The 20,203-nt window shown below is 40.6% G+C and carries 26 protein-coding genes; 12 read left to right on the top strand and 14 right to left on the bottom strand.

Going from position 1 to position 20,203, the window contains the following annotated elements; all coding sequences use genetic code 11:
• The 7 genes from JN11_RS23940 to JN11_RS23910 all read right to left on the bottom strand — a co-directional run.
• Positions 1–341, bottom strand: a 341-nt coding sequence (locus JN11_RS23940) for a DUF4372 domain-containing protein (protein WP_144916800.1), incomplete at its 3' end; no start/stop codon positions are given.
• 268 nt (positions 342–609) lie between these two features.
• On the bottom strand, positions 610–1,293 hold the full coding sequence (gene phoU, locus JN11_RS23935; RefSeq protein ID WP_144916798.1) for a phosphate signaling complex protein PhoU: 684 nt from the start codon (positions 1,291–1,293) through the stop codon (positions 610–612).
• Between the two features lie 125 nt (positions 1,294–1,418).
• Entirely contained in the window at positions 1,419–2,177 is a 759-nt protein-coding gene (pstB, locus tag JN11_RS23930) for a phosphate ABC transporter ATP-binding protein PstB (RefSeq protein WP_144916796.1), read from the bottom strand.
• Positions 2,159–3,004 carry a phosphate ABC transporter permease PstA gene (gene pstA / locus JN11_RS23925; protein WP_144916794.1) on the bottom strand — a complete coding sequence of 282 codons (846 nt, stop codon included), beginning with the start codon at positions 3,002–3,004 and terminating at the stop codon, positions 2,159–2,161. The genes pstB and pstA overlap by 19 nt, the downstream gene beginning before the upstream one ends.
• A gap of 4 nt (positions 3,005–3,008) precedes the next feature.
• A complete protein-coding gene (pstC, locus tag JN11_RS23920) occupies positions 3,009–3,926 on the bottom strand; it encodes a phosphate ABC transporter permease subunit PstC (RefSeq protein WP_144916792.1) in 918 nt (305 codons plus the stop codon).
• Between the two features lie 157 nt (positions 3,927–4,083).
• Positions 4,084–5,133, bottom strand: a complete 1,050-nt coding sequence (gene pstS, locus JN11_RS23915; protein ID WP_144916791.1) for a phosphate ABC transporter substrate-binding protein PstS — start codon at positions 5,131–5,133, stop codon at positions 4,084–4,086.
• Positions 5,134–5,183: 50 nt separating this feature from the next.
• Positions 5,184–6,650, bottom strand: coding sequence for a hypothetical protein (locus JN11_RS23910; protein WP_144916789.1), 1,467 nt, complete (start codon positions 6,648–6,650; stop codon positions 5,184–5,186).
• Positions 6,651–7,146: 496 nt separating this feature from the next.
• Here JN11_RS23910 and JN11_RS23905 point away from each other — a divergent pair, with 496 nt between their 5' ends.
• The 3 genes from JN11_RS23905 (at position 7,147) to JN11_RS23895 (ending at position 8,834) form a co-directional block, all read left to right on the top strand.
• Positions 7,147–7,377, top strand: coding sequence for a hypothetical protein (locus tag JN11_RS23905; protein WP_144916787.1), 231 nt, complete (start codon positions 7,147–7,149; stop codon positions 7,375–7,377).
• Positions 7,378–7,725: 348 nt separating this feature from the next.
• Positions 7,726–8,019 carry an RNA recognition motif domain-containing protein gene (locus JN11_RS23900; protein ID WP_144916786.1) on the top strand — a complete coding sequence of 98 codons (294 nt, stop codon included), beginning with the start codon at positions 7,726–7,728 and terminating at the stop codon, positions 8,017–8,019.
• Between the two features lie 113 nt (positions 8,020–8,132).
• Positions 8,133–8,834 carry a CPBP family intramembrane glutamic endopeptidase gene (locus JN11_RS23895; protein ID WP_144916784.1) on the top strand — a complete coding sequence of 234 codons (702 nt, stop codon included), beginning with the start codon at positions 8,133–8,135 and terminating at the stop codon, positions 8,832–8,834.
• 142 nt (positions 8,835–8,976) lie between these two features.
• On the opposite strand, the gene JN11_RS23890 is transcribed toward JN11_RS23895, so the two are convergent.
• From JN11_RS23890 to JN11_RS23885, 3 genes are all read right to left on the bottom strand, one after another.
• Positions 8,977–10,173 carry a macrolide family glycosyltransferase gene (locus tag JN11_RS23890; RefSeq protein WP_144916782.1) on the bottom strand — a complete coding sequence of 399 codons (1,197 nt, stop codon included), beginning with the start codon at positions 10,171–10,173 and terminating at the stop codon, positions 8,977–8,979.
• Positions 10,174–10,338: 165 nt separating this feature from the next.
• On the bottom strand, positions 10,339–10,485 hold the full coding sequence (locus tag JN11_RS24580) for a hypothetical protein (protein ID WP_170227842.1): 147 nt from the start codon (positions 10,483–10,485) through the stop codon (positions 10,339–10,341).
• A 97-nt stretch (positions 10,486–10,582) separates the two neighbouring features.
• Entirely contained in the window at positions 10,583–11,332 is a 750-nt protein-coding gene (locus JN11_RS23885; RefSeq protein ID WP_144916781.1) for a L,D-transpeptidase family protein, read from the bottom strand.
• 320 nt (positions 11,333–11,652) lie between these two features.
• On the opposite strand from JN11_RS23885, the gene JN11_RS23880 reads away from it, so the two are divergent.
• Both JN11_RS23880 and JN11_RS23875 read left to right on the top strand, forming a co-directional pair.
• Positions 11,653–11,985, top strand: a complete 333-nt coding sequence (locus JN11_RS23880; RefSeq protein ID WP_144916779.1) for a hypothetical protein — start codon at positions 11,653–11,655, stop codon at positions 11,983–11,985.
• Positions 11,986–11,992: 7 nt separating this feature from the next.
• Positions 11,993–12,196 carry a hypothetical protein gene (locus JN11_RS23875; RefSeq protein WP_144916778.1) on the top strand — a complete coding sequence of 68 codons (204 nt, stop codon included), beginning with the start codon at positions 11,993–11,995 and terminating at the stop codon, positions 12,194–12,196.
• 148 nt (positions 12,197–12,344) lie between these two features.
• Here JN11_RS23875 and JN11_RS23870 read toward each other — a convergent pair whose 3' ends face one another.
• From JN11_RS23870 to JN11_RS24575, 4 genes are all read right to left on the bottom strand, one after another.
• Complete coding sequence (locus JN11_RS23870) at positions 12,345–13,217, bottom strand: hypothetical protein (protein ID WP_144916776.1); 873 nt, start codon at positions 13,215–13,217, stop codon at positions 12,345–12,347.
• Positions 13,214–13,966, bottom strand: coding sequence for a hypothetical protein (locus JN11_RS23865; RefSeq protein WP_144916775.1), 753 nt, complete (start codon positions 13,964–13,966; stop codon positions 13,214–13,216). The genes JN11_RS23870 and JN11_RS23865 overlap by 4 nt, the downstream gene beginning before the upstream one ends.
• A 147-nt stretch (positions 13,967–14,113) precedes the next feature.
• Complete coding sequence (locus JN11_RS23860; protein WP_144916773.1) at positions 14,114–14,539, bottom strand: hypothetical protein; 426 nt, start codon at positions 14,537–14,539, stop codon at positions 14,114–14,116.
• A 109-nt stretch (positions 14,540–14,648) separates the two neighbouring features.
• Positions 14,649–14,825 (bottom strand): hypothetical protein, encoded by a 177-nt coding sequence (locus JN11_RS24575; protein WP_170227841.1) that lies wholly within the window; start codon positions 14,823–14,825, stop codon positions 14,649–14,651.
• Positions 14,826–15,279: 454 nt separating this feature from the next.
• On the opposite strand from JN11_RS24575, the gene JN11_RS23855 reads away from it, so the two are divergent.
• From JN11_RS23855 to JN11_RS23830, 7 genes are all read left to right on the top strand, one after another.
• Positions 15,280–15,981: a S24 family peptidase gene (locus tag JN11_RS23855; protein WP_144916772.1), complete on the top strand. Its 702-nt coding sequence runs from the start codon at positions 15,280–15,282 to the stop codon at positions 15,979–15,981.
• Between the two features lie 77 nt (positions 15,982–16,058).
• Positions 16,059–16,274: a hypothetical protein gene (locus tag JN11_RS23850; RefSeq protein WP_144916770.1), complete on the top strand. Its 216-nt coding sequence runs from the start codon at positions 16,059–16,061 to the stop codon at positions 16,272–16,274.
• Between the two features lie 443 nt (positions 16,275–16,717).
• Positions 16,718–17,179, top strand: coding sequence for a hypothetical protein (locus JN11_RS23845; RefSeq protein WP_144916769.1), 462 nt, complete (start codon positions 16,718–16,720; stop codon positions 17,177–17,179).
• A 157-nt stretch (positions 17,180–17,336) separates the two neighbouring features.
• The gene (locus JN11_RS24905) at positions 17,337–17,471 is read left to right on the top strand and encodes a hypothetical protein (protein ID WP_262713309.1); all 135 of its coding nucleotides are present in this window, start codon (positions 17,337–17,339) and stop codon (positions 17,469–17,471) included.
• 282 nt (positions 17,472–17,753) lie between these two features.
• Positions 17,754–18,554, top strand: coding sequence for a DUF5995 family protein (locus tag JN11_RS23840; RefSeq protein WP_144916767.1), 801 nt, complete (start codon positions 17,754–17,756; stop codon positions 18,552–18,554).
• Positions 18,555–19,086: 532 nt separating this feature from the next.
• Entirely contained in the window at positions 19,087–19,587 is a 501-nt protein-coding gene (locus JN11_RS23835) for a GNAT family N-acetyltransferase (protein WP_144916765.1), read from the top strand.
• A 120-nt stretch (positions 19,588–19,707) separates the two neighbouring features.
• Positions 19,708–20,103 (top strand): hypothetical protein, encoded by a 396-nt coding sequence (locus JN11_RS23830; RefSeq protein ID WP_144916764.1) that lies wholly within the window; start codon positions 19,708–19,710, stop codon positions 20,101–20,103.
• The last annotated feature ends 100 nt before the right edge of the window (positions 20,104–20,203 follow it).

Genomic DNA, 20,203 nt, shown 5'->3' with positions numbered 1-20,203 from the left:
CCCGCATACTTTTGATAAAGCTTATAATAAATGGCACCAAAAACATCAGCTTGTCTCCTGTTATTAGCGTCTGATATGGTGCTGCGCCTGGGATGGTAACGTACCCCCAGATGATTAAGTCTTTGCTCCGCTGCAAGCATACCTGTTGTTACTTCCCGTAACGAATTACAATGATTGAAAGTAGCATAAAGCATCGTTACTAAATGCTCGTAAGTGGTGAACCGCTTACAATATCTATCTGCATTATGCTCGGCGGTTATACGGCGAATCATATCCCGGGGAATAAATTGCAGTAATTGAGCGAATATCGGCTGTCCGGTAAAAAAGGTACTTTTGTTCATTGGTGTTTTTTGTGTGGTAACTTAAAACTACCAATAAAGGGAGGTCTTTAAAAACTTCCCTTTCTTTTTATTATTACTTTACCGGACAGTAATAGTCTCCGACTTCGGACCACTATGCCTGTAGTCTCTGACTACACATCCCCCCAAACAACAAAAGCGGATATCTCTACCCGCTTTGTTCCTCATTTATTAATCAAAGTAAACCTATTGATTACCTTTAATATCGTTTTAAAAAAAATCGTAAATCGTAAATCAAAAATCGTAAATACTATTCGCCTTCCAGATCGCGCTGACTGCTTTCCTGGTGCTTTAATATTTTGGCCTCTACATAAAATATAATCTCTTCGGCTATATTTTTTGACTGATCGCCAACACGCTCCAGCTTACGGATGATAGATAAAATGTAAAGTGCCTCGGGGATGCTGTTTAAATCGCCCTTAATCACTTCAGCAACTGCAACCGGGGCTGCTTCGTTAATATCATCCAGCACGTCATCACGTTTAAATATGCTGCGGGCAAGCATGGTATCTTCTTTTTCAAATGCGGTGCGTGTATCTGTTAAAATATTCACGGCCTCATCATACATGCGTAAAAGTGATGTGCTTTCCAAAGCCTTCACATCAAAGTTTACGGTAGATTCTACCACGTAAATAGCAATCCCGGCAGCTATATCACCTATACGCTCCAAATTGGTATTTATTTTAAGTGCTGCCAATAAAAAGCGCAAATCAACCGCTACAGGGCAGTAAAGGGCAAAAATATTTTCGCAATCCAAATCAATTTTAAGCTCGTATGAGTTTACGCGCTTTTCTTTAACCAAAACCTCGCGGGCAAGGTCCTTATCAAAGCTTACCATAGCCTCCTTAGCCTTATTCAATTGCGACTGAACAAGGATCCACATATTGATAATCTCTTTTTTGAGCGCGGTAATTTCGTTTTCTAATGGTGTCATAATTTTTATTTTAAAAATTAAAGTGAGTGGTTTACTAGGTTTATTAGGTGAGTAGTTTTTATTTTTAAGTGATTAGCTTTTCAACCTCTCAACTTAATAAACTAATCAACCCAATCAACCAAAAATTAACTAAACCTTCCGGTAATATAGTTTTGTGTACGTACGTCGCTTGGTGCGGTAAACATTTTCTTGGTAACGTCAAACTCCACCAGTTCGCCCATGTAAAAGAACGCTGTTTTGTCGCTCACACGTGCAGCCTGCTGCATGTTGTGGGTAACAATAATCAGGGTATAGTTCTCTTTCAGTTCGTGAAACAACTGTTCAACGCTCGAGGTAGATATAGGGTCGAGTGCGGATGTTGGTTCATCAAACAAAATTACTTCGGGCTCCATAGCAATGGCGCGTGCAATACACAAACGCTGCTGCTGACCGCCTGACAAAAAAGTACCTTTTTTATGCAGTGAATCTTTAACCTCGTTCCACAAAGCGGCTGATGTTAATGATTTCTCTACAATACGATCCTGCTCGGCTTTGGCAACTTTAAGGCCGTTAAGCTTATAACCTGCTATTACGTTATCATAAATGCTAAGGTTTGGAAACGGGTTTGGGCGTTGAAAAACCATACCAATTTTATAGCGTACGTAAATGGGGTTCATGGTATAAACCTCATCATCATATAACTTTAAACTACCTTTAGCAGTAGCGCCGGGTATTAGTTCGTGCATGCGGTTAATGCAGCGTAAAAAAGTAGTTTTACCGCAGCCTGAAGGGCCCATAACAGCAATCACCTGGTTTTTTTCGATGCCGATAGATACATCTTTTACCACGTGGTTATCGCCAAACCAGGCATTAAATTTATTAGCGCTTACAACTGTATGTTCCATTTTCTTGTAATCAGTTTTGTAAATATGTTTAAAATTAACACAAACATTAATAGTATAAATGATGCTCCCCAGGCCAGGTTATGCCAGTCATCATACGGGCTGGTTGCATAAGTGTATATGAGGTGGGGCAGGGTTTCCATCGGTTTGGTGATGGCGGTAGTTAAGTACGGGTTACCAAAAGCAGTAAACAGCAACGGTGCCGTTTCGCCAATAATACGCGCTATGGACAGCATTATGCCCGATAATATACCTGCAAAGCCGCAAGGCACAATTACCTTTAATATTACACGGTGATAAGGCACACCTAACGATAAGGCAGCCTCTTTAAGCGATGGCGGCAACAGGCGCAGCGTTTGCTCGGTTGATCGGATCACTATCGGCAACATCATAATGGCTAAAGCTATACTACCCGATATGGCGCTGAAGGTTCCCAGCGGCTTCACTATCCAGAAGTAAACTACTATACCTACTACAATGGATGGTACACCCTGCAAAATATCAACACACAGGCCCGAGTAGTAGGCCAGTTTGGTATGCGGATTTTCGCTCAGATAAATGCCCGATAGTATACCAACCGGTATAGCTACTACTGATGACATTAATACAATAATTAAACTACCAACCAAAGCATTGCTGATACCACCGCCGGTTTCACCAACCGGTGCCGGTACATGGGTTAAAAAGTGCCAGTTTACCTGGAAAATACCTTGTTTAATAATATACAGCAATACCACAATTAAGGGCAGGGTAATTACAAAGGCCAAAAACACTATCAGCCCTTTAAATAAAATACTCTTGGTATTTCTTATTCCTATACGTGCGTCCATCGGCTTAGTGATTAGTAAATTTAGTGATGATACGTTTGCCTATAAGGTTAATGATCACTGTTACAAAAAACAGCACCAGGCCCAGCTCAATAAGGGCCGAAAGATACACCGTGTGATCGGCCTCGGTAAACTCATTGGCAATAACAGAAGCCATAGTATTTCCCGGACCGAAAAAAATCTCTTTAAAGCTATTGGCAATAGTACTTGTATTCCCAATCAGCATGGTTACTGCCATGGTTTCGCCAAGGGCACGGCCCAATGACAAAAGCACACCCGCAAATAAACCTGAACGTGTATACGGCATTATCACACTGCGGATAACCTCAAAACGGGTTGCTCCCAGTGCATAAGCGCCTTCTTTTAAGGGCGATGGCACCATACGGATAAGCGTAATGCCTAATGATGCTGCATAAGGGATAATCATAACCGCCAGTACTAATGATGAGGTAAAGATACCTACACCGTAAGGGGCAATGTGAATTTTAGCCTCAAACGTGCGGATAACCGGTACCAGTACAAATAATCCCCAAAAACCATAAATAATGGATGGTACAGCGGCAATTAACTCAATACTGTTTTTTAACAGGTTTGACAGCCATCCTTTTGGATTATACTCACCCAAATAAATTGATATAGCATATGAGAATGGGACAGAGATTAGTAACGCTGTAAATGAAGTAAGCAGCGTACCTATTAAAAATGGATAGGCCCCGTAAATATTACTAACCGGATCCCATATTTTACCCCATAAAAAGCCAATGCCCAATGATTTTATAGATGGCATTGACTGCACAATAAGTGTTATCAGAATACCCACAACCAGTAACAGCAACAAAACACTCATTATTACCAGTATCCGCCTGAAAACGGTTTCCCATTTCATTTGGGTGTACGAGAGGTCTAATCTTTTATTTTTTGTCATAAAAATAAGTTTCTTATTTATCGCTTTGCGAAGGCCTTGTCCGCAAAAATTTAAGCCAGGTTATACAACACAATTACCAGTCCCGCTTTGGCAGATACTGGTAATTGTGTGTGTTTGTTATTAAATGTACTGATTAAATAAATCAATAACTCAATAATTATAATATTGCTTTACCGTCGTAAGTAGCTGATTTCAAAATTTTCTCAGCAACTTTTACTGCTGATTTTGAAAGCGGAGCATAATTTAACGGAGCGCAGTTTTTCTGACCTTCGTGAATGTTATACCATAATAATGTTAACACCGTTTTAGCACGGGCAGCAGAACGATCGCTGTATTTTTGTTCTTTGTAAATTAAAGCCCAGGTAAAGCTGGTAATAGGGTAACCTTTAGGGTTATCAGTATTGGTTAATGATACTTCAGCATTTGCAGGCAATTCAACATTGCTTGATAATGTAGTAGTTTCCAGCGTTGGAGTGATAAACTTACCGCTCTTGTTCTGTACATCAGCATAAGCCATTTTGTTTTGGATAGCATAAGCCAACTCATTGTAGCCAATTGCACCAGGAGTTTGTTTTACTAAACCGGCAACACCTTCGTTACCTTTACCGCCTAAACCGGCTGGCCAGTTAACGGCAGAAGCTTTTCCAATTTTTGAGGCCCACTCAGGATTTACTTTTGTTAAATAATCAGTAAAGATGAATGAGGTACCGCTACCGTCTGAACGGTGGATAACAACAATTGGAAGATCAGGCAGGTTAGCACCAGGGTTAGTAGCTTTAATTTCGCCGCTGTTCCAGTTAGTGATTTTGCCTAAATAAATATCAGCCAAATCTTTACCGGTTAATTTTAAGGTACCTTTTACACCTGGTACATTATAAGTAACAACAACAGCGCCTGAAGCCATTGGGATGTGTAGTACAGGAACACCAATTTTTTTAGCTTGTTCTGCATTTAAGGGGGCATCAGAACCGCCGAAATCAACTGTTTTGTTCGTTAACTGTAATATACCACCACCAGAGCCTATTGACTGGTAATTAACTTTTACATCGTGTGTTTTGCCATACTCAGCAAATATCTTTGAAAATAACGGGTACACAAATGTACTGCCCGCGCCTAACAAAGTATTATCCTGAGCCGAAGCTGATAAAGTTATGCAACTTGCGGCTATGGCAACAATTGCTAACTGTAAACTTTTAATTACTTTCATGGTTTGTTTTTTGTTTTTAAATGATTAGCCCCTTAATTATTTACTTTTTATTATTTACCAAAAGTGAAGAAGAAAGTTAACCTGTAAACTAAAGTATGGTTATCAGGAGTGTATGAGGTGTTAGTAGTAGCATACTGATCGGTGTATCTTGTAAACCATACGTTTGGCATAAAGTGAATGTTTTTAGCCGGAGTATAATCTAAACCGAATGTATAAAACTGTTCTTTAACTGTTGGATCATAAGAGCTGTAGTTAGTATAAACAGTTGAATATTTATCACCACTAACAAATTTAGTATCAGGATTGTAAGAATCGAAACGAGCGAAGTAGCTCCATTTGTTTTCAACAATTGCACCACGTACCCAAAGTGAAATAGCGTTTACCGTTGCACCTTCAGCAGCTTTAGTGGTAGTGTTAAGGGCTGCATTCTCAATTTTTTGAGTATAAGCTTCAACACCTACTGTAAATAATTTAGTAGTATATGCTGCAAAACCTTTAAACATGTTATGCTCTTGCGGGCCAACTAAAGTAGTTGTTGTTGCCTGAGCGGTTAAAGTAGATGAAGTTTTTGCATAATCTGCATATAAATCTAAGTATAAATGCTTGTCGAAGAATTTACCCCAAAGGTCACCATAAAATATTTTAAAGAAACCTGTATTTGGGTTAGGGTTAGTTGCACTTAAACCGCTGTTAGGATTGTAAACAGTAGTTAAGGTAGCTTGTGTGTTATCACCAACCATAGCTACGTAACCAAAGTTTTTAGTTTTTGGATCAAAAGTACCTTGTAAAGCAGCACCAACATCATATGAGTTGTTTTTGTGGAAGTCGGTAATAGTTCTTTCAACTGAGCGGTATGACCAGGTTGCTTCCGAAAGTGAAGTTGGAGCGTTAGTTCCTGACTCATTTAAAGCGAAACCCGGAGTGCTCATTTCACCAATCACGAAATCTGTACCATTCCAAACGTCACGTGTTCTTAAATTGAAGTTTTTGATGTAGAATGACATTCTGCCGTCACCAAGGTTATCACCATTAACAACTGATGAAGTTGATGATGTAGGAATAGTGTTTTCGTTTGGCTCAGTAGCTAATAATACTTCAGCTTTGAATTTTTTGGTTATATCATAATCATAACCTAAATAAATACGACGGAACTGGAAAGCGTTACGGTAAGTTGGAGTTTGATAGTAGTTGTTTTCTTTACCGAAAGTTGAAGTTACAGCTGGTGAATGTGCATCATAATAAGCATCACCAAATGCATAACCCCATAATCTTCTTTGTGGTTTCCAGCTAGTATCAGCAGGATCGTCAGCTTTTTTTACTTCTTTAGTATCTACGTCGGCTGATTTAGTTTCTTTTTTCACTACCGGCATTGCAGTAGCAGTTGTTGTAGTGGCAACCGGAGCAGCAGTTTGTGCGTCACCTGCTAATGAGGTGGTTTGCGCGTTTGCAGCAAAACCAATTACCGTTAAACCTAATAGTAGACCTGCACTAAAAAGTTTTGTAAAAGTTTTTTTCATAATCATTAAGGATTAAATAAATTTTGCTTCAAAGGTGCGCACCCATCATTATCCCAATGTTAAGAGTATATTAACATTTGGTAATATTACCACAATGTTAAGTTCATGTTCATTTAGCCAATAATCAACAAAACAGGTAAACACTATCTATAAATAACCATATAAATACCTATTATACAATACATTAAATTTCAAGTTAATTTATTTTCAGTAGTAATATTAAGTTAACATTGGAGCTTTTTTACTTAATAAAGGCTTAGTATTTACAATTTATGCTGATAAAAATGACAAAAAACAAGCTTAAGTATCCCTACGGTAAAAAGAAATACGCCGTACAGAAATGGCATTTACAGGTAAAAAAAACGCTGCTGATAAATTTGTTACCCTATTTTAACACCAACTTATTGGTTAAAAATTGATATTTGCTTACCATTTACAAGTAATACCCACAGGCATTATAATTAAATGATGATATTCAAATTCTTAAATTAATATTATGGAACCCCTTTATTCGGTGTTTTTTAAATGCCCAGAGTGCTATCATCAAATTGAGCAACAAGCCAAAGCAATAGATAATGCCATTGCAGCTTTTTATGAAGAAAGCGTACCCAGGCCTGTAGCTAATTCCATTTTAGGCAATACCGTTTACTGTCCAAACTGTGGCGATAGGTTTACCGTTGCCATTGATACCAATGCCGCAACCGTACCGCTGTTTTTGCGTAAATAATAAAAGAGTGTTTGTCGCTCGCAGAGTTGACTCACCCTGCCATTGCTGCGCTCGGCATCCCTCTCTACAACAAGTTGTAAAGAGGGAAAAGAAAGGGAAAGAAAAAAAAATTTCTTCACCCTCTTTTTTGCTTGCAAAAGAGAGGGTCGACCAGCACAGCGCCTGTCGGGCTGAGTCCCCTCAGCACGAGGCAAATACGTTTTAAATACAATGCAAAAGCCTTTAACCATTGCCCTTGCCTATAAAGTAATTTTAACGTAATAAAAGCCCTTCATCCTTAACGATTTGCCTTTAAGCTGCCGGAATATGGCTTATTTTGCGTACCTTTGCACAAATAAAAAAACATTGATGAAAGTATTTATTGCCGGCCTGCCACTAGAGGTGGATGAGGCTGAATTAACTGCTGTCTTTGGTGATTTTGGGCCTGTAAAATCGCTCAGGATTATAAAAGACCGCGAAACAAAAGAGAGTAAGGGTTTTGGTTTTGTTGAAATGGTAAATGACAACGAAGCTAAAGAAGCCATACGGTGCATGAATGGCGCAAGCTATTACGGACGTCGTATTACCGTTAACGTTGCCGAGGACAAAGGTCCGGGTTTTAACGGCGGTGGCAATAGAGGCGGTGGTTTTAAGCGTAATTAATATCCTATAAATTTTCTTTTAAGTTGGAAAAGCTCTCCGGAAGACCGGGGAGCTTTTTTTGTGGGGTATTAATTATTTAATTTACATTAGCCACCAATAAAACCTATCACTTAATGCAAGTTGAAGCTGCCAAACACTATAAAAATATTTTAATTGGCGGGGTATTAATAGCCCTGTTGTTTTACCCTTTAATAGGCTATCTGTTTTTTTGGGGATATAAAATCACCATTCCATATCTCCTTTATTCCCGGTTATTTTTTTGGTTTTGGGTAGCCATCCTTTATGTTTATGCCCGCAAGGCAGAGGGGACTGATTTTTTACTATGGAAAGATAAAGCATACGGCTTTTGGTTTTATCCGGCTTCCCTTGGTGCCCTATTTCTACTTAAAATAGGCTCAGGCATAATAGGTTCAATTCCGAAATTATTTGGCCATCACGACGACCCCAGTGTGACGATACAAATGCTCACAGTAATAACCCAAAGCCTGCCATTGGTTCTTTTCGGTGCAATAACGGCAGGCGTTACCGAAGAGCTTGTATTCCGTGGCTACCTGGTGCCCAGGCTGGAGCTATTGTTTAAAAACAAATACATGCCGGTAATTATTTCGGCTTTATTTTTTGCGCTGATGCACTATCGTTATGGCAGCCTTGCACAAACCATATTTACATTTTGCTTCGGCGTTGCTTTTGCCATACATTACCAATGGTACCGAAATATTAAAGTGCTCATACTTACGCATGCACTGGTCGATCTTATTTCATTTTTAAGCTTCATGGTACTACAACACTACCATCTGGAAAAGCTGATTAAATAGTAAACCAACATACAAGTCGCAGCTTGTCTTTGTTGGTGTTGTCACCAACAGGGGCATAACAGGGGCACAGAAATTATTTGGTAATTACATTTAATAAAGCTGGATATTGAAATCTGGCCTTTTTTGTTTTATAAAGAGGCGGTTAAGCTTCTTTCAACATATTTGCAATGGCAGTTGCCGCTCGTTTATATCCACCGGCAGCAACAATCTTTTCTTGTATGGTCCTGAGCCTGTATCTGATCGTTTCGTCGTCAATAATGGCGGAGGCTTGTTGCAAAAGAAAAGCGGCTGTCACCGAATCGCGGTCGAGTACTACGCCACATCCGAGCGCCTGAACGCGATGAGCCGTTAGTTGTTGCTCCCTGATGGAAGGGACAATCACCATTGGTACGCCAAACGTCAGACTCTCCATCACACTATTAAGTCCGCCATGTGTCACAAATACATCTGTATGCGGCAATACTGCTGTTTGCCTAACGCTGCTTGCAACCAAAAAATTGTCGGGTATGGGAGAAAGCGAATCCAAAGTGACCTGTTCGCCCACGGACATTATAACCTGCCACTCATCAGCTGAGAATGCAGAAAAACATGCGCGATAAAACGCCGGATCGTTATTTCGCATCGTCCCCAGGGACACATAGGCGCGTCGCATCCTGCGGTCCGGACGATCTGAGAAGGGCCACGGCTCTGACTCACCTTCGATGAAGGAGGGCCCAACAAAGAGGAAGCGTTCATCGAATGCCTCAGCGTTATGTTGAAGCGCTTTTACAATGAACATCAATGTGAGATCGTCCACCTGTGAGACAAGATCGATAAGTGTAAGTGGTGGTTTGTTAAACGATGACATCAGGGCAGATAATCTCCGATCCGTCTCTTCGGCCAGGTTCGCAAGCTTCCCGGAGCTGAAAGGAGCACCCACAGATTTCTGTTCACGAAGTCCATGATATGGCCGAAAGCCGATGCTTGTAATATCGAGGATGCGTGCAGCCAAACGCGGCCACAAACTCAACGTGTTGTAAACAAGGCAGTCTGGCCGGAGCGTGCGCAGCACTGCTACCAATTCAGGAACGACCAACGGTGCCTGATAACCCATCGCAAAGGGCATAAGCGCGATTTGCTTATCGTTTGGTGCAGATGCACTTTGAAGCGGATTATCTCCGAGACGATTCAACGATGGAAGAGGATGAAATGTACTCCCGGCGTCCTCTACCAACTTCCGGTACTCTTCGCCAACGAAATAGTGAACATCGATACCGAGTTTAACAAGTTCCTTTACAACAGGCAGTGTTGGGTTCAGGTGGCCACGGGCTGGGAGATTAAAGAATGCAATTGTTGCCATGCGTTTATAGGGAGTTTAATTTAAGCACGTTGATTAAATCCTAAATTGTAAACAATATGGATGTTACCCTCCGCATCGGGCAATACAGATTCAAAGAAATAAACTAAATAGTTATAACCCTGTTTGGAAATGAAATGATAAGAGCCATCGTTAGTTAGCTGGAAATTATAAGGGAGAGACAATTTTAATACCCTTTAGCGTGGATAAACTTTCACCTTTTTCAATAGCCTTTTTATCCTCTATCATTTTAACGATAGGGTTTCGGGCTGATTTTGCTATGGAAGTGGCTTCTTTTTTACTAACTCTTTCCATGAGTTTAATTATTGATATGTTATACAAATATACGGATAAATGATAAAATAGTTCTAAATTTTAAAAGCTTTAAGTAGCAATAAAGGTCTGTTAATTACTACGCCCCCAATCCCGGCAGGCCCAATTGTTTTCGCAATCTTAAATAATCGACCCGGGTTAGTTGCACCAGCAGCGGATGGTAACTGGCGTTTATCCAGTGCAATACGCGCAGTATACTGGGTTCGGCCATGGCAGTACAGCCGTCGGTACCCTCGGTATTGCTGCCCCAAACGTGCATAAAGATGCATGAGCCATCGCCGGGCACTACGTTGCCGGTATTGTGGTTAATAAACAATCCCCATTTATAATAATTCTGTTTCAGCAGCATCTCTTCGTGACTGTTGTATGCACTCTTTGCTGTATCCCTTTGCAGTAGCGTATTATAATAAGGCGAGTGCATATCATCTACACAAATTAAGGTGTCGCTTGCCTTCACATATCTGTTTTTTATCCAGGTGGCATTTTTAGCATCGGCATAACCAAAAGCGGTACCAATACTGAATATCCCCGCCGGTGATTTTTTATCACCCTCTTTTTTTACCGGTGCATCCGGAATATTTATCGGCAACACGCCATCGCCTACGCCCAAGCCTTTGCTGCCAATTACAACCGCATTGCTGAATTTCAACACCCATTTGCCGTGCTGCTTTTGGTAACAGTACAGTTTACCCTGCAGCGTATCCCAGTTATCGGTAACAACCACCATAAGCTGTTTGGCAGGCAAGGCATTTATTTTTTGTGCCGATGCCTGGCCTGTGCATAATAAAGCAATTAAGGCAGTAAGCAATAATAAGGATAGCTTTTTCATAAAATTTATAGTTCCTAAGATAGGGAAATTTGTTTAAAGGTGGGATGATGGAGGATGTCGCTCGCAGAGGGGACTCACCCGGTCGACGCTACGCTGGACCTGCCCTCTCTACAACAAGTTGTAAAGAGGGCTAGAAAAAAGAAAAGAAAAAGAATAAAAGAAAAAACTCCCACAACCCTCTTTACCGCTCGCGGTAGAGAGGGTCGACCAGCGTAGCGCCCGTCGGGGTGAGTCCTCTGCGAGCGATACTTTACACCCCCCATCCATAAAAAACCATTTTTTAAAAACAATTTACCCGCTTTACTGCTTAAATTTGCATTATGAAAGCCGGAGATAAGGTAATTTGTATTAACGATAAGATAGATCCTGATAAAAGCGCCGAAATACGCCGGGATTTTGAGATCTGGATAACCCGCGATAAGGAGTACACCATCCGCGAAATACTGGACAATAACGGCATTGTTACCGGTGTACTGCTGGACGAGGTGCATAACTTCCCTAAGTTTTTTAAGCTGATAAACCGTTTTCAGGAGCCTGCCTTTGCACAATGGCGTTTCCGCAAACTAAAATATGCCGATACACCAGCCGAAGCCATTAGCGAAATAGAAGAGCTGGTGCAGCAGGAAGAGCTGGTTAAAATAGAACGTAAATAAATATACCATGGAAAAGAAATTTCAATTGGGCGATGTAGTAGTAATGATAGCCGACGGACCTAAAATGGCTGTTGAAGGCTACGCCCTTAACGAAGATAATACCGAAAGTGATGATTATGTAAGCGTTGTTTTTTATACCGGCGACAGCTTTAAACGCGAAACCTTTCACCAGGATTTGTTGCTGTTTATTGATGAGGTTGAAAGCGCGTAAGCAAAACACTAATGTCATTTCGAACGAGGTACGCGGAGAAAACTTTTACGATATTCAAGGCGAACGTTGCAGAACGTTAAAGTCCCGCGCAAAGGGTTTCTCCTCGGTGCCCTCGTTCGAAATGACATAAGGGATATTAATACACACTTCATCCCTCCAAAAACAATTCCCTTCTACTTTCTATCAGCGCAGCTAAATCAGTTTCTTCAATAATAACATTGCTTAAAAAAGCATCGAGGGCCAGGGTTTTGGCGCGGAGCTTGGCCAGGCAAATAAGGTGGTCGTTCAGCGGCACCCGTTTAATGATGGATTGTTTAAGATCGGTAATGTCTTTTTTTATTTCGGCTCGCTCAGTCATTCGGCTTATGGTGAGCTTAAACTCCAGTTCTTTAATTAATGAGCGCACGGCATCGGCCAGCATATCGTATTTTTCATCGGTAGTAAAGTTAATGAGCTTTAGCCTGTCCAGAAAGTTATAAACGGATGATGCAGTTACTTCAATATCCTTTTTGTTCAGTTTGCGTTGCAGGGTCTCCAGCGTATTGTTTTTGGCAGTTTCAAACTGAATTTCCATGCTTGGCGGCTGGCGGGGTTCATCATCAACCGGCATCTCGCGTACCATGCAGGTACGCTTTTCTGAGTACAGATAGGCGCTGATAAAACCCTCAAAACTTACCACACTTAAGCCATAAAACGGACCGTACTTACCGCGGATGCCCAGCGCAATAGCATCCGGAATTTCGCTGATGCGGATAGAAGGATAGTATTTAACAATGTTATCCGTAAGTTCATTTACCAGGTAGTCACGATCCTCTTCGCTGATGTCTTTAACATTCATATCGGCAAAAGCGCGGGCAACACTGATCAGGGTGATGTCAAACACTTGTTTTTTGGGTACATCCTTCGCCATGGCCTGTTTCAATATCTTCCAGCCGCCATCTACAGCTTTTAGTTGAGTTTTATCTGCCGCAGGGCCAATTTGATTTACCTGGTGGGCAGCTATGGTTAATCGCTTACTCATATTTCTCCCCTCATTTTAACGGTGGCAAACTTCATCGCGGCAGCAACACCCCTCAACGGCTGATGCTTACCCGCTTCCGGCCGGCGAATACTTTCTTTTTTAACGCAACTTTTTTCTTTACCCGTGGCCCCCAAATGTTTGGGCAGCCAGTAATAAAAGTTGCGGGCAATCTCTTCAATGGTTTTGTTGTTTAGGTCGCCAAGGTCAATTTTTGAGTCGTAAAAAGTTTTAAAAAACGCGGCAACACCCTCATTTTCTATATCATAACGCTGTTTAAGTAAAATACAATTAGCCGTATCAACAAAAAAATTAAAAGCGTTAGCGTATGGTACTACTATTACTTGTTTTGGTTTTGGTTTACTGTTTTTATTTAGTGGATCAAAAGGTAACCCAGAAGGTAGCCCACAGCCTGTATCATTACCTGTATCAGCAGCAGTGGTAACTGCCTTATTTCTACCACGATAGAGAGTCTCTAAGTCGGCTAATTTATAGGTAACATTTGCTACCCCTTTTGCGGAGGAATAATTTAATATCCCCAGCTCCTTCAGTTTACGGCGCGACCTGATAAAGGTGTTACGCGCTAAATTCAAATCAGCCAGTATTTTGGCATTATTCCGCCTAAACGGGTTAACCCAATTGGCGGCATTACAAACCTCCAGCAGGTAAAAATAAAGTGATATATCGGTGGCGCTAAAGGCATGCTTCTCGTGCAGCATCCAGAAGCCTTTTATTTGTGCTATGTAATTCATTGTTGGTTTGGTGGTTTAAGCCCCTCCTAATCCTCCCCGGTAGGGAGGACTTTTAAAAAATAAATGTTAGTGAAGCCAAAGTCTCCCCTACCGGGGGAGATTTAGAGGGAGCTTATTATGTTAATAATTCCAATTGGCATAATATAATTAAGAAGAAACCGCAACATCTACTCCGCGGGCTTCGTTTTCTACCAGGTAGGTAAGCAGTTTTTTTACTACTGCTTCGCGGGCCCAGGTTTGTTCGGTTGTGGTGGCGTCGTGCTGATACCAGGCCAGGAGCTTATTAATTTCAATACTATCTTTATACAGGTAGTTTTTGTCGGGATGCATTTTGCTACCCTCATAGCTGTTAAAGCCTTCATCTTTTATCAGCTTGGCAAATTGCTTTGCGGGGATATTGAGCTGCAGGCATTCATCCAGCGTGTTTTTAAAATTGTTCTTGTCCTCCAGCCATAAAATAAGATGCTGGTCGTTCAGCTCATAATCAGCAATGGCAATGCGGCTGTAATCATAATCGGCCGAGATGATGAGCCACCACAGCTCATCTTTTAGTGTTTTGGTGAGTTTTATCATGTTGTTAGTTTATTAGTTCAGTGGAGTATTGGTTCATTAGTTTATTGGGGCATTGGCGGGCAAGTTAGTGTGGAGATTACTTGATCATCCAATGTAATCAATGCCTATTTTACCTAAATTTGGGCGTCCAGCCGGGCAGGTATTTTTGAATGGCGGCTATTTCGTGGCGGTATTTGTCGCACACGGTTTGGTAGGCTTCATAACGTTGCTGCAGTTCGGTTTGTGGCTGGTTGTTTGAATTTTGCGGAGGGTTGTGTTGGTTTAATGCGGAATAGGCTATGTACATTGGTTTAGTATTATGCGTTTGTTTTTAGTGTTTTGTATGGCGATGATTTGACCCGGCTGTTGGCATTGGCGTTAATATCGCTTGTATAGTCAACTCACCCGGTCATTGCTTCGCTGGATCTGCCTTCTCTACCGCTAGCGGTAAAGAGGGCCAGGAAAACCGTTAATTTTCTTTTTTACTTTTCCCAACCCTCTCTATGGCAAGCCATAGAGAGGGTGAACGAGCGTAGCGATGTTCGGGGGAGTCTTCTGCAAGCGACGTTCACGCTGATGCTACGTTCGGGTGAGTCTTCTGCGGAGGCGGTCCGCATCCAATCAATATTTTTTCTGTAACTTCTTTAAGCTGCATGTTGTTGATTTGTAGAATTTGTGTTACTTTAGTGCGAAATAACAAAACAAATGTAAAGATTATTCTGTATTTTTACAAACAAAAACTTTAATAATTATCAACATTTATGGAAGATGCGCCAAAACCCAACAAGATAAAACACATACGGCCCGAAACGCTGGAGTTTATCATTCTGTACAATCAGCTTCGTGGTAAAGCTTTTAATGGCAATGCGCAGCTTGCCGAAGCGCTGGGCTTTAATAATGCCAGTTCAATTACAGAAATTATAAAGAGCAGGCAAAATATAGATCCAGATAAATTAAAGATATTTAAAGAAAAATACGGAAGTTATTTAATCGACAAAAAAAATACAGCAAATTCTGAAAATACCATCGTCAGGAAGCTATCCGACGGGATCCCTATGTACGAAATAATTGCCACAGCATCGGGCGTTGAGGTGTATAATGATATTAATGATACTCACCCGGTTGGGCACATGAATTTTCCGGGTATTGAGGATTGTGACTTTGCCCTGCCCGTTTGGGGCCACTCTATGTATCCCTACCTGGAAAATGGCTGCTGGGTGGCGCTAAAAATCATCCACGATAAAAAGATACTCCCCGGCGAGGTGTATTATATTGAATGGGGCGACTACCGCATGTATAAACGCCTGCTGGCCGGCGACAATGACGATGAAGTGATTGCCCACTCTGATAACATTACCGAAACCAGCGGCAACCGGCCCAAATATGCCCCCTTTGTGATAAAAATAGCCGACATTAAAAAACTTTGCCTGGTAAAGGATATCCATAAAAAGCATAATCATTAAGGAAGGTTGAGTTGCTCTCCTTTGTCATGCTGAACGATAGTGAAGCATCTTCTTCACCTTATAGATAGACGATTTGCATGTCGAAGGCCTGTTTATCGAAGAAGATCCTTCGCTACGCTCAGGATAACAAACTCAAAATCATCTCCCCGCCCATCAAACAAAAATGGCCTGTACCCAGCAATTCATTACCCGCGGGTAAGATGAATGTTTGGAAACGGCCAAATGGAATTGATTTGAAACAGGTATCCCGAAAAAATCCCGAAGCTTCTGTAAGCACACAGGGTACCACTTAAATAAACGTTTTAGTGTGATAAAATAGCAGGTTTAGCCCTTTAAATAAAATGGCTAAACTTACTATTGCTTGGTTAACAGCAGTACAACCCAGTATACTGCCCAGCAAGCTACTATAAACGTAACAAAGATTAAAAATGAACTTAAAATCAACATAGCATTAAATTAATTAAGTAATAATTCTTTCGGTTTTAATTAGGTTTTAAACCGTAAGGGACTGATTATACGTTACTTCAAAACAGAAAGTTGCACTGTTGGTTAATATTTTAATTTAATAAACGCATCAAACTTACTGTTTGGGGCATTTGCATTAATTAACTGCTTTATTGCTGGTTAATATTTGCTTATACTGCCTTTTTATTTGAAGCCTGCCGGTAATTTTCTTATCAACAGAGACACTGAAAACTATTTGCTTTTACAAAAAAAATATTACATTTATATAATAATGGAAGTTACACAATACCCTTATAGTCTTAAGTTTAGCATTGCATCACTTGGGCTAATGGTAATATTAATTTTACTGTTGCTCAGTAATGTATTGGCTGCGCACAGTTTGGTTAGCTGGGTAGTTTTCGGGGTTTTTATGGGTTTTTCAACCTTTATGCTGGTAATATTAATAAGCAGCAGGCTTATACCCGCCATAAAGGGTAATATTGCGCTTCAGCTTGATGATGAAGGTATAAGTGATTATATCCGCAATGTGAGTATAAATTGGGGCGATATTAAAGAGTTAAGTCTGGTTCGGGGCCGTAGCGCCGCAATGGTACGGATTGGCCTAAAATTTGAGTCAGATTATGGGGATGTGGTTACCATTACACTCCGGTGGGTAAAGGGTAATGATGATGATATTTATGATGCCATTGCGGCTTATTATGAAAATTACCCGGAAGCAGTTAACGAGGCCTAATTTTGTTTTAGGATTAAAAAAATAACCCGATAACTGTAATTTGAATTAATTTATTGTTGCTATAGGACAATTGTAACTATTGGTTACTTTTGCGCAACAACTAGTAAAATTATACGTTGAATCGTTTTTGCTTTTAATTATGAACCTAAGTGAAGTTATGAGTTTGATAATAAACCAGTTAAGCGCAGGCAACTATACGCAAAATATTGGCTTTTATACTTTATTGGTATTACTAGCCTGGGTATGGGTTCAACAGCTTAAACAAAAGGAAGCAGATTACCATATAAATTAAAAAAACAGAAACCATTTTTGGCCTTTTTCGTATAATTTGATAAATTGCCTCTGAGGGTGTTGTAATGTGAAGTGATTGAGGTTGTTATGTGTTAATGTTTAATTTTTTCAACCTAATGAAATTTCCTTACTGCCCGGCTTGTAAAACAAAGTTCAGCAAGCAGCTTCACCGCAATTTCGTACTAAAAGTTATGCTTCCCTGGGTGCCTCTGCGCCAATTTTATTGTGGCACCTGCGATAACGCTTATTACAAATTTGTACCCTTATCCTATAAAAGATAACTATGCCTGCCCAAACCATTGATGATGTACTTGCCCGTTTACAAGCCATCATTGCCGATGGTATAGCTCATAACAACCGCAACGGCTATTTTGCCGCCCTGTACTACAAGGTAACAGCCAGTGTAAAAGAAGGCGTAGCCAATGGCCGTTTTGAAAACGGTGCGCGCATGGAGCAGTTTGATGTAATTTTTGCAAGCCGCTATCTGGATGCCTTATCTGCCTGGCAAAATAAACAACCCTTAAGTGCCTCCTGGCAAGTTGCTTTTGAGGCTGCTCAAAATTCATCATTACTGGTTTTACAACACCTGCTGCTGGGTATGAACGCCCATATTAACCTCGATTTAGGCATTGCCGCTGCCCAGGTTTCGGGTGGAAACCTGGATACCGTGCGTAATGATTTTGATGATATTAACACCATTATATCGGCCTTAACGTACCAGGTTTTAAATGATATTGACCAGGTATCGCCCCTGTTATCATTACTGGGCCTGCATGCCGGTAACCAGGCATCTATATTAATACAATTCAGCATTGATAATGCGCGCGATGGGGCCTGGTGCTTTGCCGAAGATCTGGTTACCAAACAGGGAGCGGCCTATACCGACTGTATTAATCAGCGCGATGAAACTATAAAAAAACTGGCGCTCGATTTGGCAAATACCACCGGTTTTGTACGTTTTACCATATGGTTTATACACCTGTTTGAGTGGAAAAACGTAAGCCGCATTATCAAAGTAATGCACGGACAAGTGAAGAAGAAGATAGTGGTAAGCAAGCAGGGGCTTGCTGGGCAGGTGCAATAGTTAATTGCCTTTTGTTTTTATTTTCGGGATATTTTATAATTCAATACTATCCAAAAACATACGTCTTTTTATTACACTTATAGCAAATGTAACGTTTTACCGGAAGCCAGAATAAAAGCAGCTTAATCCACGTGGGGCGCTTAATTCTATTATCGAATGTTCTGTTGCAATATTTACACTGTGGCATAGTACTTTTTAAATTGGGGGTATTCTTCATATAGCACAACTAAATAAACAACAAAGTTACCTTTGGCGTTTTAATTCAATCATACTTTAATATTACTAACTCATTAAACAGCATTGTGTTGTTTATGTTTTTGATAATGAAAATCCGTTTATGATTTACATACTTCTATAAGGCAAAAGGTTTATGCAATAGTACGTGTTTTTTGAATGTACTTTAGTAAAATTATTGTTATGCACTGTTCAGGAAAATGCAGCACAACATCATTGTTGTAAGGGTTTGATATATTTAAAAAAATCACTGTATAGCTCTTTAAATACCCCAAATGGTTTTTACTTTTGATGCTATATGATTATCCGCCTTGCCAATTTATCAGATATACCTGCTATAATGCAATTAATTGCCGGAGTAGTGCCGGTTATGAATGCTGCAGGTAATTTTCAATGGGACAACACCTACCCAAATGCCGCCGTTTTTGAAGAAGATATCGCCTTAAACCAGCTCTGGGTAGCTGATATTGATGGCGATGTTGCCGGCATAGCCGCTATTACTACTGATCAGGAACCAGAATACGCCGCCATGGGCTGGGATATTAATGAAATGGCCATAGTTACCCATCGGCTGGCCGTAAGCGTTAACCACCAGGGTAAAGGAATTGCTGCCGCCTTGTTGCAACAGGCCGATGAGGTTGCCCGTAACCGCGGTATAAGCAAACTCCGTATTGATACCAATACCCAAAACCAGGCCACACAAAAGCTTTTTCCAAAACTGGGTTACACCTATGCAGGCGAAATAGGACTTGGCTTCAGGCCCAATTTGCGGTTTTATTGTTATGAAAAAGTGCTTTAGTTTATGTTGATAAATAAATTGAAAAATTATGTAACCCCTTGCAATGCGTTATCGTAAACATACCAATTCGTCAAACGCTGGTTTGATTTTATTTGATATTTGATATTTATTTATACAGCTATGGATATTTTCTTTTTGTGTGCGGTTGTTGGGGCAGCTATTGTTATATTGATACTAAAGTTTGATAAAAAACAAAGTACAAAGGTTAATACTTTGTTAAAAGAGGCATACAATGTGCCGCCTTTATTCCAGCTAAAATCTACAGAACAGAAAATAACCCTTTTAAAGGCAGCCCTGCGTTATGATGATGCGCCTCAAAACATGGCTACGGCAGGCACAATGGCCGATATTTATAACCAGAACGAGAGCCGTCGCCAAAGCAAAGTACAGGAGCTCAAGTTATTATCATCAAAATACAACGACGGACAAATAAGCATTGAAGTTTACAACCGCAAGCTTGATGAACTGATTGCGCAGGTGCACGCTGCCGGCGGAGCATTTGAGGTGGCCTGTTAGTTGGAAACCCCGGATATGATCTGCTCATCATCATCCCAACAATTAAATCAAATAATTTAAAGCAATTCACTATCTCTATTGACTATTCCACTAGTTTGAT

The organism is Mucilaginibacter frigoritolerans, assembly GCF_007830615.1.
Classification (GTDB): domain Bacteria; phylum Bacteroidota; class Bacteroidia; order Sphingobacteriales; family Sphingobacteriaceae; genus Mucilaginibacter; species Mucilaginibacter frigoritolerans.
Note: the sequence above shows the minus strand (reverse complement) of the source record. Positions and strands in the feature narration are given on the sequence as shown.